This window comes from Acidimangrovimonas pyrenivorans (assembly GCF_042643245.1).
In the GTDB taxonomy this organism is placed as follows: domain Bacteria; phylum Pseudomonadota; class Alphaproteobacteria; order Rhodobacterales; family Rhodobacteraceae; genus Acidimangrovimonas; species Acidimangrovimonas pyrenivorans.
This window is the reverse complement of the sequence record NZ_JBHRSK010000018.1, coordinates 86,766-113,451: the sequence shown is the minus strand read 5'-3', so window position 1 is coordinate 113,451 and position 26,686 is coordinate 86,766. Positions and strand designations below refer to the sequence as shown.

The window sequence follows — 26,686 nt, the reverse complement described above, 5'->3', positions numbered from 1 at the left end:
GAATGGCAACCGAAGTTCGCGTTCCGACGCTGGGCGAAAGCGTCTCAGAAGCGACCGTCGCCACCTGGTTCAAGAAGCCCGGCGATGCCGTGGCGGTGGACGAGATGCTGTGCGAGCTCGAGACCGACAAGGTGACGGTCGAGGTTCCCAGCCCGGCCGCCGGCGTGCTGGCCGAGGTGGTGGCCGAGGAAGGCGCCACTGTCGGCGTCAACGCCCTGCTGGCGCAGATCGGCGAGGCCGGCGCCGGTGCCGGGCAGCCGGCGCCGGAGAAGGCCGCCGAAGCCGGCGCCGAGGCGGGCAAGGGCAAGGCCGTCGACGTGATGGTGCCGACGCTGGGCGAAAGCGTCTCCGAGGCGACCGTCGCGACCTGGTTCAAGCAGGTCGGCGATGCCGTGGCCCAGGACGAGATGCTGTGCGAGCTGGAAACCGACAAGGTCTCGGTCGAGGTGCCGTCGCCCGCCGCCGGCGTCCTGGCCGAGATCGTTGCGCCCGAGGGCACGACCGTCGCCGCCGCCGCCAAGCTGGCGGTGATCTCGGCCGACGGCAGCGTTGCCGCCGCCGCGCCGGCCGCCCCGTCGGCCCCCGAGGCCGCGACCTCGGCCGCCCCGGCCCGGGGCGATGTCGAGGATGCGCCCTCGGCCAAGAAGCTGATGGCCGACAACAACCTGTCGCCCGACGCCGTCACCGGCACCGGCCGCGACGGTCGGATCATGAAAGAGGACGTGCAGAAGGCGCTGGCCGCTGCCGCCTCGGCGCCGGCGCCTGCCGCCGCCCCGGCCCCGGCCGCCGCGCCGCGCGCCCCGGTCCCGGCCGGCGACGCCGCCCGCGAAGAGCGGGTGCGGATGACCCGGCTGCGCCAGACCATCGCCCGCCGCCTCAAGGACGCGCAGAACACCGCCGCCATGCTGACCACCTATAACGAGGTGGACATGAAGGCGATCATGGACCTGCGCAACGAGTACAAGGGCCAGTTCGAGAAGAAGCACGGCGTCAAGCTGGGCTTCATGTCCTTCTTCGTGAAGGCCTGCTGCCACGCGCTCAAGGAAGTTCCCGAGGTCAATGCCGAGATCGACGGCACCGACGTCGTCTACAAGAACTACGTCCACATGGGCGTGGCGGTGGGCACGCCCTCGGGCCTCGTCGTGCCGGTGGTGCGCGACGCCGACCAGATGGGCTTTGCCGCGATCGAGAAGAAGATCGCCGAACTGGGCGCCCGCGCCCGCGACGGCAAGCTGTCGATGGCCGAGATGCAGGGCGGCAGCTTCACCATCTCGAACGGCGGCGTCTACGGCTCGCTGATGTCCTCGCCGATCCTCAACCCGCCGCAATCGGGCATCCTGGGCATGCACAAGATCCAGGAACGGCCGATGGTCGTCGGTGGCGAGATCGTGATCCGGCCGATGATGTATCTGGCGCTGAGCTACGACCACCGCATCGTCGACGGCAAGGGCGCGGTCACCTTCCTCGTCCGCGTCAAGGAGGCGCTTGAGGATCCGCGCCGCCTGCTGATGGATCTGTGAGTGAGTCGGGGGAGGGCCGCCGATGTCAGCCCGCCCCCTTGCTCTCGGTCCAATCATCCTCGGGGGTGAGTGCGCGCCACCAAGCGAAGCAGGAAGCGCGAAGAGGGGGCGGACGGTCCCCTCCCCCGATCCCGACCGGGGGCGACACCGGCCGATTTCGTGCTAGAATCCAGCCAGATACCGTCCCAGCCTGAAAGGCCCGCCCATGTTCTCCAGTGAACTCGACATCCTCGCCCTCTACGGCCTCTTCGTCTGCCTCACGCTGCTGGCCCAGGTCACCGGCGCCGCGACCCAGTTCGACATGGGCTACCTGCTGTCCTCGCGCGACGAGAAGCGCACGCTCGAAGGCATGGTCGGCCGGCTCGACCGGGCGCTGACCAACTCGGTGACGGCGATGGCGCTCTTCGCGCCGGCGGTGCTGCTGGTCTTCGCCAAGGACGCCTCGTCCCACCTGACGCTGATCTGCGCCCAGGTCTTCCTGATCGCCCGCGTCCTCTACGTCCCGGCCTATGTCTTCAACCTGGTCGGCATCCGCACCCTGCTGTGGCTGGCCGGCTTCGCCACGACCATCGGCCTCTACATCCTGTCGCTGTTCGCTTCCGTCTGAGCCCGCCCATGTCCGCCCGACAGCTCTGCCGCCTGACCCAGATCACCGCGCTTGCCGCGCTTGCCGCCACCGTCTTCGAGATGGGGCTGGCCGGGCTGCCGGTGCCGGGACCGCTGGAGGCCGACGGGCTGGTGCTGGTGGCGGTGCTGGCGGCCCTGGCCGGGCTGGGGCTGCTGCGCCGGCTGGCCGCCAAGCGCCGCTTCCGCCTGCCCGAGTTCGAGGGCGCGCTGGCCCGCACCGTGGTGATGGGCGTGATCTTCCTCTCGGCGGTCTATCACCTGTCGGGGATGATCCGCCTCTTCGCCCCGGTCCGGGTGGCGCTGGACGCGCTGCTGCCGGCCTGGGCCGACACCTTGCTCGCGCTTGCGCCCGGCCTGCTGCTGCTGGTGCTGGCCGAGCTGATCCTGCGCCGCCCGCCGGGCGAGGCGCTGCAATGACCGCAATTTCCCGCGCCCGGCCGCGGCGCGCTGAACCCGAATTCCAAAGGAGGCCATGATGGCAAGCTATGATGTGATCGTGATCGGCGGCGGCCCGGGGGGCTATGTCTGCGCCATCCGCTGCGCCCAGCTCGGGCTCAAGACCGCCTGTGTCGAGGCGCGCGAGACCCTGGGCGGCACCTGCCTGAATGTCGGCTGCATCCCGTCCAAGGCGCTGCTGCATGCCAGCCACATGCTGCACGAGGCCGAGCACAACTTCGCTACCATGGGCCTCAAGGGCAAGTCGCCCTCCGTCGACTGGGCGCAGATGCAGGCCTACAAGGACGACACCGTCGCCCAGAACACCAAGGGCATCGAGTTCCTGTTCAAGAAGAACAAGATCGACTGGCTCAAGGGCTGGGGCTCGATCCCCGCGGCCGGCAAGGTCAAGGTCGGCGACGAGGTCCACGAGGCGAAGAACATCGTCATCGCCACCGGGTCCGAGCCCGCCTCGCTGCCCGGCGTCGAGATCGACGAGAAGGTCGTCGTCACCTCGACCGGCGCGCTCAGCCTGCCGAAGGTGCCGAAAACGATGGTGGTGATCGGCGGCGGCGTGATCGGGCTCGAACTGGGCTCGGTCTATGCCCGGCTCGGCAGCTCGGTCACCGTGGTCGAGTTCCTCGACGCGCTGATCCCCGGTGCCGATGCCGAGGTCGCCCGCACCTTCCAGCGCACGCTCAAGAAGCAGGGGCTGAACATCGTCACCGGCGCCGCAGTCCAGGGCACCAGCGTGTCGCGCAACAAGGCCAAGGTGAGCTACAAGCTGCGCAAGGATGACAGCGAGCACGTGCTCGACGCCGATTGCGTCCTGCTCGCCACTGGCCGCAAGCCCTATACCGACGGGCTCGGCCTCGACGCGCTGGGCGTCAAGACCACCCAGCGCGGCCAGATCGAGGTCGATGCCCGCTGGCGGACCACGGTCGACGGCATCTACGCCATCGGCGACGCGGTGCCCGGCCCGATGCTGGCCCACAAGGCCGAGGACGAGGGCATGGCGGTGGCCGAGGTGATCGCCGGCCAGCACGGCCACGTCAATTACGGCGTCATCCCCGGTGTGATCTACACCGCGCCGGAAGTCGCCAGCGTCGGCGAGACCGAGGACAGCCTCAAGGCCGCCGGCCGCGCCTACAAGGTCGGCAAGTTCAGCTTCATGGGCAACGCCCGCGCCAAGGCCATGTTCGCCGGCGAGGGCTTCGTCAAGATCCTCGCCGACAAGGAGACCGACCGGGTGCTGGGCGCCCATATCATCGGCCCCGGCGCCGGCGAGATGATCCACGAGATCTGCGTCGCGATGGAATTCGGCGCCGCCGCCGAGGACATCGCCCGCACCTGCCACGCCCACCCGACCTGCTCGGAAGCCGTGCGCGAAGCCGCGCTGGCCTGCGGCGACGGCCCGATCCACGCCTGAGCCGGGGAATAGGAAAACAATGCAGGGGGCGCGCTGATCGCGCCCCTTTTTCCATTGCCCGCCCAGAGGTCCGGAAGCCCCTCTTTTCTTCTTTGCGAAAATACTCTCGGGGAGCGCGAGGGGCAGACAGCCCCTCGCTCCCGCCCCGGGGCCAGGCGATGCCGCGGGGACGGATCGCGCCGGCCTATTTCCGCGGCTTGCCGCGCCAGGTGTCGAGCCAGGCCTTGAACCGGCCCCAGATCCCCCTGGCGTCCCGCCGCGCCATGTCGGCGCGGCTGTCGACCCGGTCCCAGGCCTCCTCGACATCGACGATCAGCGGCTCGATGGTGCGCTCGCGGAACTGGGCCCACATCCGCCACAGCAGGAACAGCAGCCCGGCGAGCACCAGCAGCACCAGGATATTGACCCAGGGGACGATCCGCACATCGGGCGAGGCCACCTGCTTCACCGCGATCGCGTTGGGAAAGATCGTCAGGAAGGGGATGCGCCAGCCATAGCGCGTCACCACCACCCATTTGGGCGCCTCCGCGCTCGACTTCAGCGCCGAGGCCTCGGCCTGCAGGTTCGAGCTGTCGTATTTGAAATAGGGCGGCCAGACCCAGCCGGTATCCTCGTTGCGGTAGACCACGACCTTGCCGTTCGGGCGCACCGCCTCGATGAAGCGGATGTCTCGGGTTGTGGTGCCTTCGTTGGTGCCGACATCGGGCGAGGCATAGAACAGCCGGTTGATCGAGCCCAGCGTGGTGATCCGGTTGTAGGTGTTGGTGATGCGCACCACGTCATGCGAGAGCAGCGTGTATTGCAGGAACACGCCGACGACCAGCACGACCAGGGCGATCAGCCCCCATTTGATATAGCGTCCCATCAGCCGCCCCTATTGCGTGTTTACGACATAGGCGATCACCGCCACCACCACGATCGGCACGACATAGACCAGCAGGATCAGCTTGCGCCGCAGGCTGTGCTCGTAGTCGCGCATCCCCGCCTCGATATAGGCCTCGCGCTCGTCCTCGCCCGCCCCTTCCGGCGGGTCCTCGTCCCAGCGATTCTCGAGCTTCTCGCGTCTCAGCGACCGGGAATAGACCGAGATCAGCCAATAGAAAACCGTCATCGCCAGGAAGCCGACGACGATCAGGCGCAGAAAGGTCATGGCGCGTTCCTCCGCACCGCGCCCCAGGGCCCGACCAGGGTGACCAGGTCGCGGCTGGCGCGCGGGGCCGGGCGCTCGGCCTCGTCCATGCCGGGTTCGGGGCCAAACAGCGCCGCCCGCGCCCCGGCCTTGTCGACCTGGTATTCGCGGCTCAGGAAATCGACGACATAGCCGCGCTTGGCCTCGGACCAGCCGGAATAGAGCCGGTAGAACAGGGCCTTGTGGCAGATGAACAGTTGCCGGACATCCATCGGCGCCAGCTCGGCCAGAGCCATGTTGACCAGGTCGCGGTCGGCATGGTTGCGGGCGCGCAGGGTGTAGAAATAGGCCGGGTGGGCCGAGGTGATGCGCGGCCAGTCGCCGCCACCCTCGACCCAGCGCAACAGTGCCGCCAGCCCCTTGAATTCCTCGGGCAGGGCGGGGCCGAGCTGGCGGGCCAGCTGGTGCAGGTCGCGCCTTGTCATCGCGCCGAGGTCGACCTGAAGTTTCTCGGCCGCCTCGACCAGAACGAAATCCATCTTCTGGCGCAGGATTGCCGCCGCGTCGGCGCCGCGCGCCCGGACGATCGGCTCGACCAGCCCGTTGCGGTCGAGCCAGTCGGCGATGGCGTTGCGTTCGCTCAGCCCCAGCACCGGCGCCACCGGTAGCTCCCCCAGCGCCGCCTTGTCGCCGACGGCGATGACGCCCGGCACTTGCGTGTCGCGGAAGATGTAGAGCCCGCCGAAATGCGAGGTCCAGAAATTGCCCTGCTCGAAGGACATGTGGGCCAGGCTGACCGGCGACCGGGTCACGTCGCCGGTCTTCTTGGCCAGCCCGATCATCTGCGCGATCAGCACGTCGTCGCGCCAGCCGTCCGGCTCGGTCCGGAACCGCTCGATCCTCTCGGCCAGCCGGGCCGCGTCCTTGACCGTGCCGCCCAGCGTGTCGGCCTCGACCGTCACCCGGCGGATGTCGAACAGCCGCGCCGGGGTCGAGACCTCGTAGACCGAGTTTTGCAGCTCGCCCGCCACCGCGTCGCGGGCGGTGAGGGCGAAGAGCTGGGCCTCGTTCTCCTCGATGAACCTGCGCAGGATGGTGCGGGCGGTCGAGAACTTGACGTTGAGCAGCGGCGCCGATTTCTGCGCCGTGGTCAGCAGGATGAACTGGCGGTTGCAGCCGTTCGGGTTGAGGTAGAGATCGTCGCCCAGCTCGTCGCCGATCTCGGGCGAATAGCCGGAGATGTCGATATGGAAATCGGGCAGGGCGGTGCGCTTGCCGGTCAACATTTCCAGCGCCCGGTTGTAGCGCTCGACCAGCGCCGGGGCCGAGACCTCGACCAGATTGCCGAACATCAGCCCGCTTTCGATCAGGCGTTTCATCTCTGCCGCCCCATCTTGGTTCTTAAGTAGTCTTCGAGCGGCGCTAGTTTCTTATTGAAATCAATTCGATACTCATCCTCTTCGTCCATAGTATCGTAGAGTATGTCTCTCTTGCTCGCGAGTATCTTCTGAAACTGTGCTCTTAGCTCGGGGGCTCCCCTGAAGTGAGCGTCGAGATATAGCCAGATGTACGCATAAAGCTCATGCTCAAGGAGCTTGAGCGGCTCAGCCATTTCTGAAAGCTTCTTCCCCCAAACTGCATCAGCCTCTATCAGAAGCGCATCAAGTTCATTGCGTTGAGGGAGGTGACGCTCCCATCTGCGAGAATACGCCAAGATGACCCCTCGGGACCGCTTCTTATCCTCCGGCAAGTCAGGTGGATCGCCAACATCAAGCTCCATCTCAGAGACGGCCATCGCGGGATGACGAACGGAGTAGATTGAATCGCGATACTGGTAGAGCGCGATCAGAAGCCGTCTGGCCAGATTGTTGTCTTCTTGCCAGACATTTTGTTCTCGCCAGATCGTCAGTCCCTTCCACGCAGTGAACGAACCGAAGACTGCTGCCAAGGCGATAGCAATGTCGGTCAGTGTCTTCACTGTCATCATCGCCCCCCTTGTTGCGGCAGGGCGGTGAGCGACAGCAACATCACCGGTCCCCAGACCAGCCCCGCCATCAGCCCGAGCCAGCCGAAATGCGCCAGCGCCGAGACCGGCCGAGCGCCGAGAGCGCCCAGCACGCGCGGGTCGCGCAGCAGGTAATCGACGGCGAAGTAGCCGCCCGAGACCACGGTCAGCAGCAGCGCCGAAAGCGTCAGGTTGACCGCCGCCGCCCGGGCGCCGCGGCCGACGACCCGGGCCAGCAGCCGCGGCGTGGCGACGGCGAGCAGCACCAGCACGATCACCGGCACCAGCACCGCGCCGCTGATGCCGAGGGCCTGCAACCCGCTCATGCCCCGCCCCCCTGGTAGCGCCGCTTGGCCTCTTCCATCCGCTCCATCTCGCGCACCATCGCCGCGATCGCCGCCTCGTCCGAGGTATCGGCATAACGGAACTCGCTATCGGCGTAGCGGTTGATCTCCTGCACCACCATCTCGGCGGTGATCGGCCGGGCCATGTCGCGCAGCAGGGTCAGCTTGTCCTCGTAGGGCTTGAACAGGAACAGCTCGGGCCGCTCCATCCACTCGTCCGGCAGCTCGAAATCCAGCGCCCGCAGCTTGACCGCATCGGTGATGTTCTTGATCGCCCGGCCGGTGAAGCGGTCGTCGACCTGCTGGATCGCCTTGAGGTAGGTCCCCAGTTTCGCCAGCGTGTCGAGCCGCCCGATCCGGGCCTCGACCTCCTGCCAGACCTTCAGCAGCCCGGCCTCCTGCGGCCGTCCATGGGCTTTGAGGCTGCGCGATACCGCCCGTTGCAGCGCCTGCGCGGCGTAGAGGTCATGCTCGCCCAGCGGGATGTCGTGGCCCTTGCCCAAGAGCAGGGCGAGGATGTCGATGTAATCCTCGCGGCTCTGCGGCCCGTCAACGAGGAACCGGGCGCCGGCGCGCTGGCGCAGGGCGTCGTCGACATTCTCGGGGTAGTTCGAGAACATGCCGAAGGAGCAGTTGCCGCGCACCACGGTATTGGCACCGGCGAAGGCCTCCATGAACACGGCGGTGACTTCCTGCTGGCCGGCCGAGCTCTGCCGGTCGCCGCGCTTGCCGGCGATCTGGTCGATATCGTCGATGGTGCCGAAGCCGATCACCGTCGGGTCGAGGATGTCCTGGACGAAGGCCTTGGCGTTCTGGCCCGACTTGCCCTGGTAGCTGTCGATCTGGTCGATCGAGAAATTGCGGTAGCGGAAGGGATAGCCCGCCGCCTGGCAGTAGTCGTTCAGCAGCCCGGCCATCATCTGGATCAGCGTCGTCTTGCCGGTGCCCGGCGCGCCGTCGCCCATGAAGGTGAAGATGAAGCCGCCCAGCTCGGCGAAGGGATTGAGCCGGCGCTCGAAATCATAGGCCATCAGCATCTTGGCCAGCTTCATCGCCTGGTACTTGGCGATGTGGTTGCCGACCACCTGCTCGGGCTTCTTGAAGGCCATCGACAGGGCCGGGCCGCGGGCCTTGCGGGCGGGCTGGAAGCCGGCGATGGCGAAATCGTCGGCCTCGACCCGGTAATGCGCCCCGGTGAAGGCCCCCAGCCGCGGCGCGGTCCGGGCCCGCAGCGCGACCTTCTCCATCAGCTGCTCGGCAAAGGCGGCGACCGTCGCCACCAGTCGCGCGGCGTCGCCATCGAAGGCGGCGATGTCCTGGTCGAGCTCCCACAGCACGCCGCGCAGCGCCAATTGCGCGTTGTCGGTCAGCACCTCCTCGACCTCACCCACTTCGACGCTCAACCCGCCGAGATGCGGCGCCAGCAGAAAGGCGGTGGCGTTGCCGAAGACATGCAGGCAGGCCAGCGCCTCGGCCGCCAGCAGCTCGGTGAACGCGGCCCGGCGGGCGTCGGGCAAGCGGCCTTCCAGATTGGCGCGCTTGAGCTCGGTCAGGCCGGTGGCGTCGGAAAACTGCTCGCCCATCGCCATCGAAATCGCCAGCCCGCGGCGCAGCGCCTGCAACACCGCCGCCTGCAAGGGCGCGATCAGCCCGTCCTCGGCGGTGGCCTCGATCCGGTCGAGCAGCCGCACCCCCTCGGGCCGCGCCGTCGAACGCGTCACCAGCCCCGGCGTGGTCGAGCGGAACCGCCGCCGGGTGCCGATCCCGGGCGAACGCTCCTCCAGCTTCGCGGCTGTCGTCGCCCTTGCGGCGGCCAGCCGCGGCGCATGGTCCAGCCCTTCGAGCAGCGACAGCGCCTCGCCGTAATGCTTGCGGATGTCGGCCTCGCGCAGCTCCATCTGGTCGCTCGGACGGCTCATGCGCGGTTCCTCGTCATCTTCTGTCTGAATACGGCCATCGGCATCACCTGTAGCTCAGCACCTTGCCGCCGGCGCCGACGACGAACTTGCGCACCGCGTGGAAGCCCTCGGGGTTCTTTTCGGCCAGCACCTGGAACGGGCGCTCGGGCAGGATGATGGCGCGGTCGGTGCGGGTGGCGCCGGTCTCGGCGCCGCGGCCGGAGAACGGGTCGAGGGCGAAGACCTCGCGCTCGACCGAGGAGAACCAGCCGGATTTCTCCTCTTCCACCCTTGCGCTTTCGAGGTCCTCGACGGTCCAGGCCAGGGCCCAGTCCTCGCCCTCGGCGCCCGCCGCCTGCTCCAGCACCTCGCGGATCGGACCGGATTGCAGGGTGAAGGCGTGGGAATACATCGGGCCGAGATGGATCCGGCGCAGGTGCTTGGGGTGGAGGTCGTCGAAATCGCGGTCGAACCCCTGCGCGATGGTCACCAGCTTGAGCCCGTCGAGCGATTGCGCCATCAGCGCGCTTTGCGCCCGGGGCCAGCGGCGGCGGTCCCTGGGCAGGGCGTCGCGGCCGCTATCCTCGACCTCCATCAGGTAGATCACCGGCAGGTTGACCTGGGCGTCGTAGACCGCCCAGTGCAGCAGGTAGCGGCGCCGGTCGGGGCCGACATCGGCCAGCCACAGATAATCGGGATCGTTGCGGGCCCAGAACAGCCCGCCGGCGTCCAGCGCCTCGTAATAGAGCCGCTGCGACAGGACGTATTGCAGCTGGGTCGGGATCGTCAGCTGGCCGACGATCTGGCGGATCATGTCGTCCTTGAGCTCGGCCTCCGAGGGCAGGGCGGCAAGGTGGCGGCCCGCCTGCTGGGCGTCGTTCGCCATCACCAGCAGTTCCTGGAACACCGGGAAGCCGCTTTCGTGCCGGTCGATGGTCAGCTGGCCCGGCGCCGCGCCCTCGATCCGGCCGGTCATCAGGTACTTGTGGCCGAGCGCGGCGAAGCTGCGGGCCAGCGCGGTGACGTAGTCGCCGACGATGCGCAGCTCGGCCCGGCCAAGCCGGCCCTCGGCCTCCATCTCGGCCGCGACCTGGGCGAGATGGCCGGTGATGCGCTCGAACTTGGCGAAATAGCGCCGCGCCACCAGCGTGTCGTAAAGCGCGGCGTGGTCGGCGGTCAGCGCCTTGGTGACATCGGTCTGGGCCACTTATTCGCCGTAGAGATTCTTGTCGTGCTTCTCGACGATGGCGGCGAAGCGGCGGGCGAAGCGTTCGTCCGCCTTGGCCTTCTGCGCCAGCACCTTGCGGGCGAAGACCATGTGGTCCTCATGTGCCTCCATCATCTCGGCCATGCGGTCGTTGGTGGCGGTGCCGATCGCCGCCATCGCCGCCTGCGCTTCCTGATCGGTCTGGACGCCGATCTCGTTGATGCGGTGGGCGACGTCCTGCTGCTGCGCGGTCTTGAGCGACTTGGTCAGCGCGTCGTAGAGCACCACCCGCTGGTTGGTGTCGGTCTGCAGCTTGTTGATCAGCACCATCTGGGTCGCCGCCTGGTTCTGCAAGCTGTCGACCCAGGTCTTGCCCTTCTCGATATAGCGTTCCAGCGTCTGCGACTTGGCCAGCTTGACCTGTTCGTCCTGGGCCAGGGCGTTGTAGCGGGTGTTGAGTTCGGCCAGCTCGGTCTCGAGCCGCGTCCGCTCGGCCGCGTCCTGCTCGACGGCGATGCGGTTCTCGAGCTCGATGATCTTCGGGTCGAGCGCGACGATCTCGGCCCGCACCGCTTCCAGGTCGCCGACCGTGGTCTCGCGGTCGGTCAGGGTGTCGGTCAGGTTGGCCTCGACCTTGTCCTTCTGCTGGTTGAGCATGTCGAGCTGGCTTTGCAGCAGCTTGACGATGACGTCGGACTTGGAGATCAGGTCTTGCAGCTTGTCGTCGATGCTGGCCGCGCGCAGCCGTTCCTGGCGCATCGCCTCGGACTTGTGGCGGGCGAAGAGGCCGACGAAGCTTTCCCAGCCGGTCTTCGAGCGCATCTCGTCGAAATCGCGCGAGAATCCGGCGGTGACGTCGTCCAGGCCCATGATCAGCTCGGCGATATTGGCGTTCATCGCCTCGGTATGGCGGTGGACGTCATCCAGCGTCGCGGTCTCGATGTCGATCGAGATGTCGCCGCCCGCTTCCAGCTTGCTGCGCGCCGCCTCGATCCGGCCGGTCAGTTCGGCGATCTGCGTCTGCGTCTTGGCCACCTGATCCTGACTTTCCCGGATCTGCGCCTCGAAATCGGCCATCGGAACCCTCCCACGGGGAAATGCACGTCAATCTATCTGGGAAATGTTACGGCAGATTACATCCTCTGTGCCATCGCTTTTGCGTCAGTCGTTGTCGATTAGGCAAAATCTTGTCCGGTCAGAGGCAATGTTTTCTTTTTCCGAATAGCGTTTCGCGGCAGGATGGCGCCGTGGCGCGCGCGAACCGTCACACCCCCGGAAGACCAGAAGGAGAGGCCGATGATCCGCACCGGCGAAGAATACCGTGCTTCGATCCGTGACGGGCGCGAAGTCCATGTCAACGGCGAGCGCGTGACGGACGTCACCAGCCACCCGATGTTCAAGCCGCTGGTCGATATCCGGGCGCGGATCTACGACATGCAGTACGATCCCGAGACGGCGCCGGTGATGACGGTGCGCGACGGAGACGAGGTCAACGCCATCGGCAATGCGCTGCCCTTCAGCCAGGACGACTGGTGGGCCAAGCGCCGGGCCACCGACACGATGATGGAGACCATCGGCGGCGTCGTCACCCGGGTCGGCGACGAGACGGTGGGCGAGATGTGGTCGCTCTATGACGGCGCCGACGTGCTGGCCGAGATCGACCCGCAATTCGCGCGTAACATCGAGACCCACATCCACAAGGTGCTGCACGCCGACCCGTTCCACGTCTCGGCCAATACCGACCCCAAGGGCGACCGTTCGAAACCGCCGCAGGAGCAGGACCCGGACATGCTGCTGCACGTGGTCAGGGAGACCGATGCCGGCATCGTCGTCCGCGGCGCCAAGTACGAGACCGCCGCCGCCTATGCCAACCAGGCCTTCACCAAGCCGACCATCGCCAACTGGGGCAATGACGCGCTGTCGGATTACGCCGTCGGCTTCATCTGCGATCTCGGCTCGCCGGGGCTGAAGTTCATCTGCCGCACCGGTTTCGCCGGCCGCGCCCCGGCCGAGGACTATCCGCTGGCGAACCGGTTCGACGAGGTCGACACGCTGGTGATCTTCGACGACGTGCTGATCCCGTGGGAGAACGTGCTGTTCTACCGCCACACCAAGGCGGCGATGTTCATCCGCGCCACCCTGCACCGCTACTCCGCCTTCGCCTTCGTCCAGCGCAACCTCAAGCTGGCCGACATGCTGATCGGCGCGGCGCTGTTCAACGCCCGCCAGACCGGGCTCGACAAGCAGCAGGCGGTGCAGGAGAAGCTGGCCCAGCTCGCCGTCTACCGCGAGGGGATCAACGCCCACCTGACCGCCTCGATCGCCCTGGCCGAGAAAAGCCCGGCCGGGCTGCTGATGCCGAACCAGTCGCTGCTCTATACCGGCCGGGTGCTGGCCTGCAGCCAGCTGCACGAGATGATCCACATCGCGCGCGAGCTTTGCGGCGGCCAGGTCTGCGTCACCCCCGACGCCGCCGCCTTCCGCGCCCCCGAGACCGCGCCGTGGCTGGAGAAATTCTACACCGTCAACGAGGACTGGGTCGCCGACGATCGCCGCAAGCTGCTGGCCTTCGCCCGCGACCTGCTCAATTCCGACTATGCCGGCCACCGGCTGACCTTCCAGCTTTTCGCCCAGTCGCCGCCCTTCGCCCACCTTGCCGCGGTCTACCGCAATTTCGACTGGGACGGCCCGCTCGACTTCGTCCGCAAGGCGGCGGACCTGTCCGACAACGTCATGGGCCCGACGACACGGACCCCCGGCGACTCGGCGGTGTCGAAATGGTTCGACACCGGCAAGCCCAAGGCGGCGGAGTAGTGCCATGATCCGCCCCGAACCCGGCCTGCGCCCGATCGACGAGTTGCGCGCCAATGTCGCCGCCCCCTTCGAGCGGGCGCGGGCGATGCCGAAATCGGTCTATACCTCGCCCGAGTTCCTCGCCCAGGAGCAGGAGCACATCTTCGCCAGGGAATGGCTCTGCGCCGGCCGGGCCGACACGCTGCCCGATCCCGGCGACTACCTGACGATGGAGATCGCCGGCGAGCCGATCATCGTCCTGCGCGACCGCGACGGGCAGTTGCGGGCGCTGTCGAATGTCTGCCGCCACCGGATGTCGACCCTGCTGGACGGCCGCGGCAATACCCGCGCCATCGTCTGCCCCTACCATGCCTGGACCTACAACCTCGATGGCAGCCTGCGCGGCGCCCCGGCGATGACCCTCAACGAGGGCTTCTGCAAGCAGGACACCGCGCTGCCACAGGTGCGCTGCACCGACTGGCTGGGCTGGATCATGGTGACGCTGAACCCCGACGCGCCGCCGCCGCAGCAGACGCTGGCGCGCCTCGATCAGCTGGTCGGCGACTTCCACATGGAGAATTACCACGAGGCCTTCCGCCAGGACTTCCACTGGGCGACCAACTGGAAGGTGCTGGCCGAGAACTTCATGGAAAGCTACCACCTGCCGGTCTGCCATGCCGGCACCATCGGCCACACCGTCGATCTCGAGAAGATGACCTGTCCCGAGGGCGAGCCCGGCTTCAACTACCACTACATCCTCAAGAACGACGCCCTCGACCTGACCCTGGCGCATCCGACCAACACCACCCTGCAGGGCGATGCCCGCCGCACCACCTGGCTGATCTCGGTCTACCCCTCGCTGATGATCACGCTCAGCCCGGGCTATTTCTGGTATCTCAGCCTGACGCCCGACGGGCCGGGCCATGTCAACGTCACCTATGGCGGCGGCCTGGCGCCGGAATTCGTTTCCGACCCGAAGGCGCAGGAGCATTTCGTCCGGCTGCAGGAGCTGCTCGATGCCGTCAACCAGGAGGACAAGGGCTGCGTCGAGAAGGTCTATCGCGGCCTCTGCGCCGATCTTTCCGCCCCGGGCCCCCTTTCCCATCTCGAACGACCGAATTACGACTTCGCCCGCTACATCGCATCCCGAATCCCGGAATGAAGCCGCTTCTGTCTTCTTCTGGGCACAAGTATCCTCGGGGGGGCCGCGCGGGCAGACCGCCCGCCGCCGCCGCCCGCATCAAGGCTGGGACAGAGACCATGACCGCCCCGCTCCGCGACCGCTTCCTCCAGGGCATGGCCCGCGCCGCCGCCACCGTCAACGTGGTGACGACCGACGGCCCGGCCGGCCGCGCCGGGGTGACCGTCTCCGCCATGTCCTCGATCTCGGCCGACGGCGCCGCGCCGACGATGCTGGTCTGCGTCCACCACCAGTCGGCCAGCGCCGCCGCGATCCTCGAGAACGGCTGCTTCTGCGTCAACGTGCTGCGCGACGACCAGAGTTCGGTCGCCGACACCTTCGCCCGCCGCCGCCCGGCCGAGGGCGGCGACAAGTTCGCCTGCACCACGCCGGTGCCGATGGTCACCGGCGCTCCCCGCCTCGAGGGCGCGCTGGTCGCCTTCGACTGCCGGGTGAAATCGTCGGACCGGGTCGGCACCCACCACATCTTCATCGGCGAGGTTGCCGATATCCACCTCGCCGAAAGCGGCACGCCGCTGGTCTATGCCGCCCGCGCCTACAGCGCCCCGGTGCGGCTGCTGTCGCCGGACCGCGACGCCGAGGGGCACCCGCTGCGCCTCGGCACGCTCGCCAGCTTCGGCCCGGCCGTGCTGCCCGAGCTGCTGCGCAAGCTGGAGGATGGCGGCGCGCCGGTGGCGCTCGACCTGCACGAGGGCGACCAGCGCCAACTGCTGGAACTGCTGCGCGACGGCACGATCGAGCTCGCCTTCCTCTACGATCTCGGCCTGCCGCCCGACGTCACCCGGGTCACGCTGGCCGAACTGGCGCCCTACGTCCTGCTGGCCGCGGACGATCCGCTGGCGCAGGCCGAGGAGATCGCGCTCGAAGACCTCGCCCCGCGCCGGATGGTGCTGCTCGACGTGCCGCCCTCGCGCGACTATTTCCTGTCGCTCTTCGAGGGCCACGGCACACCGCAGGTCGCCTATCGCGCCCGCAGCCTGGAAATGCTGCGCGGCATGGTCGCCCAGGGGCTCGGCTACGCCCTGCTCGCCACCCGGCCCGCCGGCGATATCAGCCATGACGGCCGCCGCCTCGTCACCCGGCCGCTGGCCGGCAGGCACGCCAGCAGCCGGCTGGTGCTCTGCGGCCGCGCCGGCCAGGCCGCCAGCCCCGAGGCCGAATCCTTCCTGCTCCATTGCGCCGCCGCCTTCGGCCTCGATCTCGACTGAGGAAACCATGGCCCATACCCGCATCCGCCCGTTCAACACCCGCGACACATATCCTGAGCAGAAGCTCGACAACGATCTCGCCCAGGCCGTGGTCGCCCGCGGCACGATGGTCTTCCTGCGCGGCCAGTGCCCGCAGGACCTCGACAGCTCCGAGGACATCGTCAGCGCCGATCCGGCCGAACAGACCCACAAGGTGATGCAGAACATCCGCCAGCTGATCGAGGAGGCGGGCGGCAGGATGGAGCACCTGTGCAAGGTGGTCGTCTACCTGACCGACATCCGCCACCGCGAGGCGGTCTACCGGGTGATGGGCGAATACATCAAAGGGGTGCACCCGGTCTCGACCGGCGTCACCGTCACCGCCCTGGCCCGGCCGAACTGGCTGGTCGAGATCGACGCCACCGCGGTGATCCCCGACTGACCGAGACCCGTTTGACCAAGGCCGGGGGCGCTGCCCCCGGACCCCCGGAGTATTTTCGCAAAGAAGAAATGCAGCCTGTCTTCTTCTTTGTCCAAATACTCCACGGGGGTCCGGGGGTGTGAAACCCCCGGCGCCTGCCGCAGGAGACCGCCCATGACCTTTTCCCTCGTTGCCCGTTGTCCCGAGACTGGCCGTTTCGGCCTGGTGATTTCCTCCTCCAGCCCCGCCGTGGCGGCGCGCTGCGCCCATGCAAGGGCGGGCGTCGGGGCGGTGGCGAGCCAGAACGTCACCGATCCGCGGCTCGGGCCGCTGGCGCTCGACCTGATGGAGAAGGGGGCGCGGGCGCAGGAGGCGGTGGCGATCCTGGCGCGCGAGATGGCGCATCCGGACTATCGCCAGGTGCTGGTGGTCGACCGCCATGGCGGCGTCGCGATCCATTCCGGGGCGCGGGCGCTGGGGGTCTGGGCCGAGGCGACGGGCGTCGATTGCGCGGCGGGCGGCAACCTGCTGGCCGATGCCGGCGTGCCGCGGGCGATGGTGGCGGGATTCGAGGCCGCCGGGGGCGCGCTGGGCGACCGGCTGATGGCGGCGCTGCGGGCGGGGCTGGTGGCGGGCGGCGAGGCCGGGCCGGTGCATTCGGCCGGGCTGCTGGTGGTCGGCGAACAGGACTGGCCGCTGGCCGAGCTGCGCATCGACTGGGCCGAGGAGGACCCGATCGGCGCGCTGGGGGCCGCCTGGGCGGTCTACGCCCCGCAGATGGAGGATTACGTCACCCGCGCGCTCGACCCGACGGCGGCGCCGAGCTACGGCGTGCCGGGGGACGAATAGACCCGGCGGCGGACAAAAAAACGCCCGCCGGAGGGAGGGCCGGCGGGCGCTGATCAGGGAGGGCAGGGGGCCTTACTTGAAGGCACAGCCTTCCTTGATGCCGAAAAGCTTGAAGATCATCGCGGCCGGGCAGAAGCCGGTGAAGGCCGACTGCATCAGGTTGGCGGCGATGAAGGCGGTGAACCACATCCAGTAGGGCGACACCCACAGGGTGAGCGCAAGGCTGACGAAGATCATCAGGCCGGCAAAGGCCAGAACGGCGCGATCGAGGGACATTGTGCTCTCCAGAACTCCGGGGTGCGGCGCGGTCTGCGCCGCCGCTTCACGACCGAGATAACGGGTCGCGAAGTTAAATTCAAGATATTGAATGTGACTTCCGCGCGGTTTTTTGCGTCACAGCCCGGATTCGAGGCGGTCGAGCAGCGCAGCCATCATCGCCTGGCAGCGGTCGAGCTGTTCGAGGCTGACGAACTCGTCGGGCTTGTGGCCCTGGGCCATGCTGCCCGGGCCGCAGACCACGGTCGGGATGCCGAGCCGGTCCGAGAACAGCCCGCCCTCGGTGCCGAAGGCGACCTTGATCGTGCCGTTGGCGCCGGTCAGCCCCTTGACGAAATTCACCACCCGCGCCTCGGAGGGCGTGCCGAGGCCGGGATAGCTCCACAGCTCCTCGATCTCGATCGCCGCCTCGGGGAAGTCCTCGCGCAGCGGGGCGACGATCTCCTCGGCGGCGGCGCGCAGCTGGGCGATCAGGTCCTGCGGGTCGTCCTCGGCCAGCGCCCGGATCTCGAAATCCAGCACGCATTGGTTGGGGACGATGTTGACCTGCACCCCGCCCGACATCTTGCCGACATGGATCGTGGTGTAGGGCACGTCGTAATCGCCGTCGCGCCGGCCGCTCTCGGCCACCCTGGCCTGCAGGGCGCGGACGGCGTTCAGGAAGTCGGCGCCGAGATGGAGCGCGTTCAGCGCCAGCGGGGCGAGCGCGGAATGGCCCTCGCGCCCGGTGCAGGTGGCGCGCAGGGCGGTCTTGCCCTTGTGGCCGGTCGCCACCTGCATCGCCGTCGGTTCGCCGACGATGCACATCGCCGGCCGCACCGGCGCGCCGTCCAGCATGTCGATCAGCGAGCGGACGCCGAGGCAGCCCACTTCCTCGTCATGGCTGAAGGCGAGGTGCAGCGGCGTCGTCAGTTCGCGCCTGGCGGCATCGAGCGCGGCGGCGATGGCGCAGGCGACGAAGCCCTTCATGTCGGTGGTGCCGCGACCGTAGAGCTTGCCGTCGGCCTCGGTCATCTCGAAGGGCGGCCGGGTCCAGGCCTGGCCCTCGACCGGGACGACGTCGGTATGGCCCGAGAGCATGACGCCGGGGCGGTCCTGCGGGCCGACGGTGGCGTAGAGGTTGGCCTTCTTGCCCGAGGCGTCGGGGATCAGCACCGAGTCTATGCCCGCCGTGGCCAGCGTGTCGCGGATGAACTCCATCAGCGCCATGTTGGATTGGGGGCTGACGGTCTCGAAGCCGATCAGGCGGTCGAGGATGGCGCGCATCTCCATTGGGGGTCTCCGGTGGTTTGGCCGTACCAAACCGCAAATCGGCGGCGGGGGAAACCCCCGGTGGCGGCGTGGCGCGGGGGGCTGGGCGTCGGCGCTCCCGGCCTGGGCCGTTCGTCGCCGGGCGCTGTTGGGGGCCTCTTGCGGAGATCGGGCGCGGTGCCCGGGCGGCGCGGACTCAAGGCGAAGCCGCCGCGCAGCGCCTGCCCGTCTCGCGTCCCACCTGGCGACTGCCTTCGCTCCTTCGCGCGCCGCGGCGGCCGGCCCCGCCCAGGCGGCCCATTCCTGAACAAGGGCCGGCAACTTGACACGCCCGCGCCCGCTGCGTGAAATCGCCCGACGCCGCGATCCAGGACCTTCACCTTGCCCCTTCGTTTCACCCTGCGCCAGCTGGAGTATTTCATCGCCGTGGGCGAGGCCGGCTCAGTCGCCCGGGCGGCGCGCCGGGCCAATGTCTCCTCGCCCTCGATCTCGGCCGCCATCGCCCAGCTCGAGGCCGCCTTCGGCGTCCAGCTCTTCATCCGCCGCCACGCCCACGCCCTGACGCTGACCCCGGCGGGGCGCGAATTGCTGGCCGAGGCGCGGCGGGTGCTGGCCGGGGCCGAGGGGCTGGGGGCGCTGGCCGCCGATATCGGTGGCGAGGTCTCCGGCCCGCTGGCCATCGCCTGCCTCAAGACCTTCGCGCCGCTGCTGCTGCCCGACCTGCGCCGCGCCTTCGAGGCCGCCCACCCTGCGGTGCGGGCGACGCAATACGAGCTCGACCATGCCGACATCCTCGAAGGTCTGCTGCGCGGCGCGCTCGACATCGGCCTGACCTACGACCTGCCGCTGCCCGAGGGCATCGCCTTCCAGCCGCTGGCCACGCTCGACCCCTGGGTGATCGTCGCGCCGTCGCATCCGCTGGCGGGCAAGCCCGAGATCGTGCCCGAGGACCTGCGCGGCCAGCCGATGGTGCTGCTCGACCTGCCCTATTCGGCCGACTACTTCCTGACCCTGTTCGACCAGATCGGCACCCCGCCGCTGATCGCCGAGCGGACCCGTGACATGGCGGTGTTGCGCAGCCTGGTCGCCAACGGCTACGGCTATTCGCTGATCAACACCCGGACCCGGGCCGAGCAGGCCCCGGACGGCAAGCGGCTGGCCTTCGTGCCCCTGCGCGGCGGGCTGCGGCCGCTGCAACTGGGGCTGGTGACGACCGCGGCCCCGCATGCGCGCCGCACTGTCGCCGCATTCGCCGAACATTGTCGCAGCAGTATCGCCCGCGACGGCCTGCCGGGCTGCCTGCCGGGCTAGGCGTTGGCAAAGGGGCGCGATGCCCCTTGACCTTCCAGCGACTGGAATGAGTATCTCGAGTCCAATCCGGTCCTCCGGGGCCATGAAACATTGGACGAATCGCATGAGCCAGAGCACCACTCTCCAGGTCGGCGGCATGAGCTGCGCCTCCTGCGCCGGCCGCGTCGAACGCGCCGTCTGCGCCCTGCCGGGCGTCGAGGCGGCCAACGTCAACCTCGCCATGAAGACCCTGCGCGCCGATCTTGGCGACGGCACCGATGCCGCCGCCGTCGCCGAGGCGGTCGCCAAGGCGGGATACGAGGTCGAGACCGCCGATACCCGGCTCAAGGTCGAGGGCATAAGCTGCGCCTCTTGTGTCGGCCGGGTCGAGAAGGCGCTGAAGGCCTATCCCGGCGTTACCGGGGCCGAGGTCAACCTCGCCACCGGCAGCGCCGTCGTCCATCACTATGCCGGTGCCGTCACCCCGTCGGAACTGGCGCAGGTGGTGACCAAGGCGGGCTACGCGGCCACGCCCGAGAGCTCCGGCGCGCCGGACACCGGCGCCGCCCGGCGCGAGGAGGAGATCGAGGAGCTGCGCAAGGCGCTCTGGCTGTCGGTGGACCTGACCGCCCCGGTCTTCGTGCTGGCGATGGGCGCCCATTTCGTGCCCGGCATCCGCAGCCTGATCGAGGACACGATCGGCATGCAGGTCAGCTGGATGATCCAGTTCGTCTTCACCACGGTGCTGCTGATGGGCCCCGGCCGCCGCTTCCTGTCGCACGGCTTCCCGATGCTCTTCCGCGGCGCGCCCGACATGAACTCCCTGGTCGCGCTCGGGGCCAGTGCCGCCTGGGCCTATTCGACGGTGGCGACCTTCGCCCCCGGCCTGCTGCCCGAAGGCGCGGCCGCGGTCTATTTCGAAGCGGCGGCGGTGATCTGCACCCTGATCCTGCTCGGCCGGATGCTCGAGGCCAAGGCCAAGGGCCGGGCCGGCGAGGCCATCGCCCGGCTGGTCGGGTTGCAGCCCGACACCGCCCGGGTGATCCGCCAGGGCCAGACCATCGACCTGCCGATCGCCGAGCTGCGGACCGGCGACGTCATCGAGCTGCGCCCCGGCGAACGGGTGGCGGCCGATGGCGAGGTGGTCGAGGGCCGGTCGTGGATCGACCGCTCGATGCTGACCGGCGAGCCCGAGCCGGTCGAGGCGGGTCCCGGCGACGAGGTCATCGGCGGCACGGTCAACGGCGCCGGGGCGCTGTCGTTCCGGGTCACGCGGCTGGGCGAGGACGCGACGCTGGCGCGGATCATCCGCATGGTTTCGGACGCGCAGGGCGGCAAGCTGCCGATCCAGGCGCTGGTCGACAAGGTGACGATGTGGTTCGTCCCCGCGGTGATGACGGTGGCCGCACTGACGGTTCTCATCTGGCTGATCTTCGGCCCGTCGCCGGCGCTGAGCCACGCGCTGGTCGCCGGCGTCTCGGTGCTGATCATCGCCTGCCCCTGCGCCATGGGCCTTGCCACCCCGACCTCGATCATGGTCGGGACGGGGCGCGGCGCCGAGCTCGGGCTCTTGTTCCGCAAGGGCGAGGCGCTGCAGCGGCTGGAAGGGGCGCAGGTCATCGCCTTCGACAAGACCGGGACGCTGACCGAGGGCCATCCGCGCCTGACCGACCTCGAACTGGCCGAGGGCTTCGGCCACGCCGACGTGCTGGGGGCCGTCGCCGCCGTCGAGGCGAAATCCGAACACCCGGTGGCGCGCGCCCTGCTGGCGGCGGCCGAGGAGGAGGGCATTGAACCGGCGCCGGTCGAGGAGTTCACCGTCACCGCCGGCCATGGTGTCGCCGGCATCGTCGGTGGCCGCAAGGTCGTGGTTGGCGCCGCCCGGCTGATGGCGAAGGAGGGCATCGAACTGGGCGCTCTGGCCGGCGCCGCGGCGGGGCTGGCGGAAGATGGCAAGACCCCGCTCTTCGCCGCCATCGACGGCCGCATCGCCGCCGCCATCGCCGTGGCCGACCCGATCAAGGCGGGCGCGAAGGAAACCATCGCCGCGCTGCACCGGCTCGGGCTGAAGACGGCGATGGTGACCGGCGACAACAAGGCCACCGCCGCGCATATCGGCACCGCGCTGGGCATCGACACGGTGGTGGCCGAGGTGCTGCCCGAGGGCAAGGTTGCCGCCGTCGAAGAGCTGATGCGCGACCATGGCGCCACCGCCTTCGTCGGCGACGGCATCAACGACGCCCCGGCGCTGGCCACCGCCGATACCGGCATTGCCATCGGCACCGGCACCGACGTCGCGATCGAGACCGCCGACCTGGTGCTGATGTCGGGCGACCCCGCCGGCGTCGTCCAGGCGGTCGAACTGTCGCGCAGGACAATGCGCAACATCCGCCAGAACCTCGGCTGGGCCTTCGGCTACAATATCGCGCTGATCCCGGTCGCCGCCGGCATCCTCGCCCCGTTCGGCGGGCCGATGCTGTCGCCGATGCTGGCGGCGGGGGCGATGGCGGCCTCCTCGGTGCTGGTCGTCACCAACGCCCTGCGGCTGCGCAAGGCCGGCCCGTGGCAAAGCGCGTGACGGGGAGGGCCGCATGAACATCGCCGAAGTCGCCCGCCGCACGGGCCTGCCCGCCAAGACGATCCGCTACTACGAGGAGATCGGCCTGATCCACCCCGACCGCCGTGCCAACGGCTACCGGGATTTCTCGGACAGCCACCTGCACAAGCTCGCCTTCCTCGGCCGGGCCCGCGGCCTGGGCTTCTCGATCGAGGAATGCCGGGCGCTGCTGGCGCTCTACGAGGACCGCGCCCGGGCCTCGGCCGACGTCAAGGCGATCGCCCAGCAGCATCTGGAGGCGATCGACGCCAAGCTCGACGAGCTGCAGCAGATGCGGGCGACGCTGGCCGATCTCGTCGATCATTGCGCCGGTGACCACCGCCCGGATTGCCCGATCCTCGCCGATCTGGCGGGGAGCGGGGGGCGCTGTCACTGAGGCCTGGGGGGCCATTGGCTCGGTTCCGAGACGCGCGTGCTGCAGTCAGAAGGAACCGCCCGGCGTTTGCGCCGGGCACGCGTCCGCCCGCCTGTGGGGCGGCCGCGCGCCCTCAGGCAATATTGCGGCCGGCAAGTTCCTAGCCCACCTCGATCCACGCCGGTCCGGGCTCGATGCTGCCGATCACGGCGGCGTCCGCGCCCTGCGCCTTCAACGCGTCCAGAACCTCCCCGACATGCTCGCCGGGCACCGCCGCCAGCAGCCCGCCGGCGGTCTGCGGATCGAACAGCAGGTCGGCGGCGGGGCCCTCGGGCAGGCTCATCCGCGCCGCCACGCTGCGATTGGCCGGGAACAGGGTCGAGCGGTGGCCCTGCGCCGCCAGCGCCTCGGCACCGGGCAGCAGCGGGATTTCGGCCAGCGTCAGCCGGGCCGAGAGGCCGGCGGCGTCGAGCATCTCCATCAGGTGACCGGCGAGGCCGAAGCCGGTGACGTCGGTCATCGCGTGGGCGACCGGCGCCAGCAGGGCGGCGGCGGGGCCGAGCGGCCGGGTCATCGAGGCGAAGCAGGCGGCGACGGCGCGGCCTGGCGCCTTGCGCTGCATCTCGGCCGCCAGCACGGTGCCGGTGCCGATCGGCTTGGTCAGGATCAGGGCATCGCCCGGCTGCGCCCCGCCCTTGGGCGTGGCCCGGTCGGCCAGCCCGGTGACGGTGAAGCCCAGCGTCAGCTCCGAGCCGACCGAGGTATGGCCGCCGACCAGATCGGCCCCGGCCGGGCCGAAGACCTCGGCCGCGCCCGCCATGATCTCGGCCAGTGTCCGGGCCTGCAGCTCGGGCGACATCCGCGGCAGGGTGATCTGCGCCAGCGCCGCCTGCGGCGCCGCCCCCATCGCCCAGATGTCGCCCATCGCGTGAGTGGCGGTGATCCTGGCCATCAGCCACGGATCCTCGGTGAAGGCGCGCAAGTGGTCGGTGGTGATCACCTGCACCCCGTCGCCATGGCGCAGCACGGCGGCATCGTCGCCCGGCCCCGACAGGGTGTCGGGCCGGCTGGGCGGCGCCAGCCCGGCCAGCGCCCGGCGCAGCGCGTCGCCGCCGACCTTGGCGCCGCAGCCGCCGCAGAGCGGCTTGCCGCCGGCCAGTTCCTCGCGCACGCCGTCGGCCAGTTGCGCCGGCAGCTTCGGCGGCGGCATCTCGGGCAATTCGTGGAACTTCTCCATGAACTTGCGGTCGATACGGTCCTTCCAGCGCCACAGCAGCGCGCCGTCGAGCCGCAGGCCGAACTTGTCGGCCACCGCCCCCTTGCCGCCGGTCGAGACCAGCTTGAGGTAGTCGCGCTGGGGCCGGTAGCGGCGCAGCCGCCCGCCGGTCAGGGCGGCACGCAGGTTGTCGTAGAGCACCGGCGCCTCGCGCACCGCGTAGACCCCGGCCTTGGGCCGCGGCGCGTGGGACAGGTGGGCACAGTCGCCGGCGGCGAAGATCGCCGGGTCGGTGAGGCTTTGCAGCGTCGGGCCGACGCTGACGTAGCCCTCGGTCAGGTCGAGCCCGGTCCCGGCCAGCCAGCCCTGCGGCCGCGCCCCGGCGGCGCCGAGGGTGAAGCTGGCCGGTAACGCGCGCCCGTCGGCCAGCCGCACCGTCTCGGGCGTGACGGCGACGGCCTCGGCCCCGGTCAGCAGGGCGATGCCGGCGCGGTCAAGATGGGCGAACAGCGCCCGCCGCGCCCCGGCACCGATATGGGGCAGGGCCTCGGCCGCCTGTTCCAGCACCGTGACCTGCGGCTGCGCCACCCCGGCCTTGCGCAACCGGTGGGCCGAGGCCAGCGCCAGCTCGATCCCGGCGATGCCGCTGCCCAGCACCACGACCTGCGGCGCCACCTCGCCGGCGGCGGTGCGGGCGACATAGGCGTCCCAGCGGGCGGCGTAATCGTCCATCGGCTTGGCCGGGGCTCCGGCTTCGGCGAAACCCTCCAGCTCGGGCATCTCGGTGGTGATGCCGATATCGATCGAGGCGAGGTCATAGGCGATCGGCGGCCGGCCGGGCACGGTCACGGTCTTCGCCGCCCGGTCGATGCCCTCGGCCCGGCCGAGGATCACCCGCGCCCCGGCATGGCGGGCAAGCTGGACCAGGTCGATCTCGAGCGCGGCGCGGTCGTAATGGCCGGCGATATGGCCGGGCAGCATGCCGGAATAGGGCGCTGTCGGGTGCGGGTTGATGACGGTCAGCCGGACCCCGGGCAGCGGTTTCATCCCCCAGCGCCGCAGCAGCAGCGCATGGGTATGGCCGCCGCCGATCAGGACGACGTCGCGGGTGAGCGGAAGGGGCGCGGTCTGCATGGTATCCTCGGAGCGGAGTCGTCCTTGGCTAGCGCGTTGCGGGCGGGAAGGCGAGAGGGGGCGGTGTCGCGGTGGCGGCCATGGGCAATGTGGGAAGAGGACCACGCGCGGGGGGGGGGCGGGAGACGACCTCCCGGCCCGGAGCGGAGGCGTAGCCCGCCGAGCCGCGCCCTCCCTCCCCCATGGGAGGGCGCCGTGGCGATGTGGCTCGCCGTAAAGAAGTCGTTCGGGGCTTTGAGATAAACCGCAGACCACGAGCCACGCGGGCGCCCACTCGAGGGAGGGCGCGGCCCTGTGTCGTGCTGGCTGCGACCGTGTGGCGACGAGACGCCGCCTCAGCCCTTTTCCACCATTTCCGTGATCCGGTCGGCAAGGCCGGGCAGGGCCTCGGGGCTGAGGTCCGGCGCCTCGATCACGCGGGCGCCCTCGGCGGCGGTCCGGGCGCGCTGCTTCTCGTAGCGCGGGTCGTAATGGCGGGCCATCAGGTCGCCGGCCAGCTCCTCGAAGGCGCCCTCGGCGGCCAGCTTGTGCCAATGCTCGATTGTCTCGGCCGCGTGCAGCCGGCGCAGCTTGTCGATCACGGCGGCCAGTTCGGCGCGGTCTGCGGTGAGGTCGGCATAGGCGCGGGCGAGATAGGCGGCGCGCGCCGCCAGCGGCGCCGCGACGGCGATGCGCGGGGCGGCGCAGATCGCCTTCCACAGCTCGGACGGCAGGCGGATGTCGCCGACCCGGCTCGATTCGGCTTCGATCACCACCGGCCGGGCCGGATCGAGCGTGTCCAGCGCCATCGCCAGCCGGCCCTCGAAGGCCTTCTGCGACGGCTGGCCGCCGGCCATGTGGCCGAAGAGAGAGCCGCGATGATTGGCCAGCCCCTCGAGATCGACGATCTGGACGCCACGCGCCGCCATCAGTTGCAAGAGCTCGGTCTTGGCGGTGCCGGTATTGCCGTCCAGCACCACGACCGGCGCCTTGACCGGCGTGTTGTAGAGCGCCTCGACCACCAGCTTGCGCCAGGCCTTGTAACCGCCCTGGACCAGCTCGACGCGCCAGCCGATCTGGCTCAGGATCGTCGCGAAGGAGCCCGACCGCTGGCCGCCGCGCCAGCAATAGACCAGCGGCCGCCAGCCGCCGTCGCGGTCGATCAGGGTTTCCTCGATATGGCGGGCGGAGTTGCGCGCCACCAGCGCGGCACCGATCTTGCGCGCCTTGAACGGGCTTTCCTGCTTGTAGATCGTGCCGACCCTGGCCCGTTCCTCGTTGTCCAGCACCGGCAGGTTGATGGCGCCGGGCAGGTGGTCTTCGGCATATTCGGCGGGCGAGCGGACGTCGATGATCTCGTCGAAGCCGAGGGCGGAGAGGTCGGAAAGCGCGGTCAGGGTGATGGCCATGGTCTCCCATAGCGCAGGCCGGATGCGGCGGGAAGGGGCACGTGGCCTCGCGACACCACACGGCGGCGGAGGCAGGGCGCATTACGGGCGAAAATTGAAGTGATTGGCGGTTTG

Annotated in this window: 24 protein-coding genes; 12 read left to right on the top strand and 12 right to left on the bottom strand. The window is 69.4% G+C overall.

Annotated elements, in window-relative coordinates; genetic code table 11:
- Positions 1-2 precede the first annotated feature (2 nt).
- The 4 genes from odhB (at position 3) to lpdA (ending at position 4,011) form a co-directional block, all read left to right on the top strand.
- A complete protein-coding gene (gene odhB / locus ACFOES_RS19855) occupies positions 3-1,520 on the top strand; it encodes a 2-oxoglutarate dehydrogenase complex dihydrolipoyllysine-residue succinyltransferase (protein WP_377835240.1) in 1,518 nt (505 codons plus the stop codon).
- 205 nt (positions 1,521-1,725) lie between these two features.
- Complete coding sequence (locus tag ACFOES_RS19850; protein WP_377835238.1) at positions 1,726-2,127, top strand: MAPEG family protein; 402 nt, start codon at positions 1,726-1,728, stop codon at positions 2,125-2,127.
- An 8-nt stretch (positions 2,128-2,135) separates the two neighbouring features.
- Positions 2,136-2,564, top strand: a complete 429-nt coding sequence (locus ACFOES_RS19845; protein WP_377835236.1) for a hypothetical protein — start codon at positions 2,136-2,138, stop codon at positions 2,562-2,564.
- 58 nt (positions 2,565-2,622) lie between these two features.
- Complete coding sequence (gene lpdA / locus ACFOES_RS19840) at positions 2,623-4,011, top strand: dihydrolipoyl dehydrogenase (protein WP_377835234.1); 1,389 nt, start codon at positions 2,623-2,625, stop codon at positions 4,009-4,011.
- A gap of 184 nt (positions 4,012-4,195) precedes the next feature.
- Here lpdA and ACFOES_RS19835 read toward each other — a convergent pair whose 3' ends face one another.
- Genes ACFOES_RS19835 through ACFOES_RS19800 form a run of 8 tightly spaced genes read right to left on the bottom strand, consistent with a single transcriptional unit; the run spans position 4,196 to position 11,671 of the window.
- Complete coding sequence (locus ACFOES_RS19835) at positions 4,196-4,876, bottom strand: DUF1523 family protein (RefSeq protein WP_377835232.1); 681 nt, start codon at positions 4,874-4,876, stop codon at positions 4,196-4,198.
- A gap of 9 nt (positions 4,877-4,885) precedes the next feature.
- Entirely contained in the window at positions 4,886-5,161 is a 276-nt protein-coding gene (locus ACFOES_RS19830; protein ID WP_377835230.1) for a hypothetical protein, read from the bottom strand.
- Positions 5,158-6,519, bottom strand: coding sequence for a DUF6638 family protein (locus ACFOES_RS19825; protein ID WP_377835228.1), 1,362 nt, complete (start codon positions 6,517-6,519; stop codon positions 5,158-5,160). Before ACFOES_RS19825 ends, ACFOES_RS19830 begins: the two co-directional genes overlap by 4 nt.
- Entirely contained in the window at positions 6,516-7,124 is a 609-nt protein-coding gene (locus tag ACFOES_RS19820; protein WP_377835226.1) for a hypothetical protein, read from the bottom strand. Before ACFOES_RS19820 ends, ACFOES_RS19825 begins: the two co-directional genes overlap by 4 nt.
- Positions 7,124-7,471 (bottom strand): hypothetical protein, encoded by a 348-nt coding sequence (locus ACFOES_RS19815; protein ID WP_377835224.1) that lies wholly within the window; start codon positions 7,469-7,471, stop codon positions 7,124-7,126. The genes ACFOES_RS19820 and ACFOES_RS19815 overlap by 1 nt, the downstream gene beginning before the upstream one ends.
- Positions 7,468-9,408, bottom strand: a complete 1,941-nt coding sequence (locus ACFOES_RS19810) for an AAA family ATPase (RefSeq protein ID WP_377835222.1) — start codon at positions 9,406-9,408, stop codon at positions 7,468-7,470. Before ACFOES_RS19810 ends, ACFOES_RS19815 begins: the two co-directional genes overlap by 4 nt.
- 43 nt (positions 9,409-9,451) lie before the next feature.
- Positions 9,452-10,594: a hypothetical protein gene (locus tag ACFOES_RS19805; protein WP_377835221.1), complete on the bottom strand. Its 1,143-nt coding sequence runs from the start codon at positions 10,592-10,594 to the stop codon at positions 9,452-9,454.
- Complete coding sequence (locus tag ACFOES_RS19800) at positions 10,595-11,671, bottom strand: hypothetical protein (RefSeq protein WP_377835219.1); 1,077 nt, start codon at positions 11,669-11,671, stop codon at positions 10,595-10,597.
- A gap of 219 nt (positions 11,672-11,890) precedes the next feature.
- Here ACFOES_RS19800 and ACFOES_RS19795 point away from each other — a divergent pair, with 219 nt between their 5' ends.
- The 5 genes from ACFOES_RS19795 (at position 11,891) to ACFOES_RS19775 (ending at position 17,045) form a co-directional block, all read left to right on the top strand.
- The gene (locus tag ACFOES_RS19795; RefSeq protein ID WP_377835217.1) at positions 11,891-13,408 is read left to right on the top strand and encodes a 4-hydroxyphenylacetate 3-hydroxylase family protein; all 1,518 of its coding nucleotides are present in this window, start codon (positions 11,891-11,893) and stop codon (positions 13,406-13,408) included.
- Between the two features lie 4 nt (positions 13,409-13,412).
- Positions 13,413-14,549, top strand: coding sequence for an aromatic ring-hydroxylating oxygenase subunit alpha (locus ACFOES_RS19790; RefSeq protein WP_377835215.1), 1,137 nt, complete (start codon positions 13,413-13,415; stop codon positions 14,547-14,549).
- A 98-nt stretch (positions 14,550-14,647) separates the two neighbouring features.
- Positions 14,648-15,796, top strand: a complete 1,149-nt coding sequence (locus ACFOES_RS19785; RefSeq protein WP_377835213.1) for a flavin reductase — start codon at positions 14,648-14,650, stop codon at positions 15,794-15,796.
- 7 nt (positions 15,797-15,803) lie between these two features.
- Positions 15,804-16,217: a RidA family protein gene (locus tag ACFOES_RS19780; protein ID WP_377835211.1), complete on the top strand. Its 414-nt coding sequence runs from the start codon at positions 15,804-15,806 to the stop codon at positions 16,215-16,217.
- A 153-nt stretch (positions 16,218-16,370) separates the two neighbouring features.
- Positions 16,371-17,045 (top strand): DUF1028 domain-containing protein, encoded by a 675-nt coding sequence (locus ACFOES_RS19775; protein ID WP_377835209.1) that lies wholly within the window; start codon positions 16,371-16,373, stop codon positions 17,043-17,045.
- Positions 17,046-17,117: 72 nt separating this feature from the next.
- On the opposite strand, the gene ACFOES_RS19770 is transcribed toward ACFOES_RS19775, so the two are convergent.
- The gene (locus tag ACFOES_RS19770; RefSeq protein ID WP_377835207.1) at positions 17,118-17,321 is read right to left on the bottom strand and encodes a YgaP family membrane protein; all 204 of its coding nucleotides are present in this window, start codon (positions 17,319-17,321) and stop codon (positions 17,118-17,120) included.
- Positions 17,322-17,438: 117 nt separating this feature from the next.
- On the bottom strand, positions 17,439-18,593 hold the full coding sequence (argE, locus tag ACFOES_RS19765) for an acetylornithine deacetylase (RefSeq protein ID WP_377835206.1): 1,155 nt from the start codon (positions 18,591-18,593) through the stop codon (positions 17,439-17,441).
- Between the two features lie 360 nt (positions 18,594-18,953).
- On the opposite strand from argE, the gene ACFOES_RS19760 reads away from it, so the two are divergent.
- The 3 genes from ACFOES_RS19760 to cueR all read left to right on the top strand — a co-directional run bounded on the left by ACFOES_RS19760 (position 18,954) and on the right by cueR (position 22,855).
- On the top strand, positions 18,954-19,883 hold the full coding sequence (locus ACFOES_RS19760; protein ID WP_377835204.1) for a LysR family transcriptional regulator: 930 nt from the start codon (positions 18,954-18,956) through the stop codon (positions 19,881-19,883).
- Between the two features lie 103 nt (positions 19,884-19,986).
- Entirely contained in the window at positions 19,987-22,440 is a 2,454-nt protein-coding gene (locus ACFOES_RS19755; RefSeq protein ID WP_377835202.1) for a heavy metal translocating P-type ATPase, read from the top strand.
- 13 nt (positions 22,441-22,453) lie between these two features.
- Complete coding sequence (gene cueR / locus ACFOES_RS19750) at positions 22,454-22,855, top strand: Cu(I)-responsive transcriptional regulator (protein ID WP_377835200.1); 402 nt, start codon at positions 22,454-22,456, stop codon at positions 22,853-22,855.
- Between the two features lie 139 nt (positions 22,856-22,994).
- Here cueR and selD read toward each other — a convergent pair whose 3' ends face one another.
- Positions 22,995-25,184, bottom strand: a complete 2,190-nt coding sequence (selD, locus tag ACFOES_RS19745; protein WP_377835198.1) for a selenide, water dikinase SelD — start codon at positions 25,182-25,184, stop codon at positions 22,995-22,997.
- Positions 25,185-25,519: 335 nt separating this feature from the next.
- Positions 25,520-26,572: a tRNA 2-selenouridine(34) synthase MnmH gene (mnmH, locus tag ACFOES_RS19740; RefSeq protein WP_377835196.1), complete on the bottom strand. Its 1,053-nt coding sequence runs from the start codon at positions 26,570-26,572 to the stop codon at positions 25,520-25,522.
- Positions 26,573-26,686 lie beyond the last annotated feature (114 nt).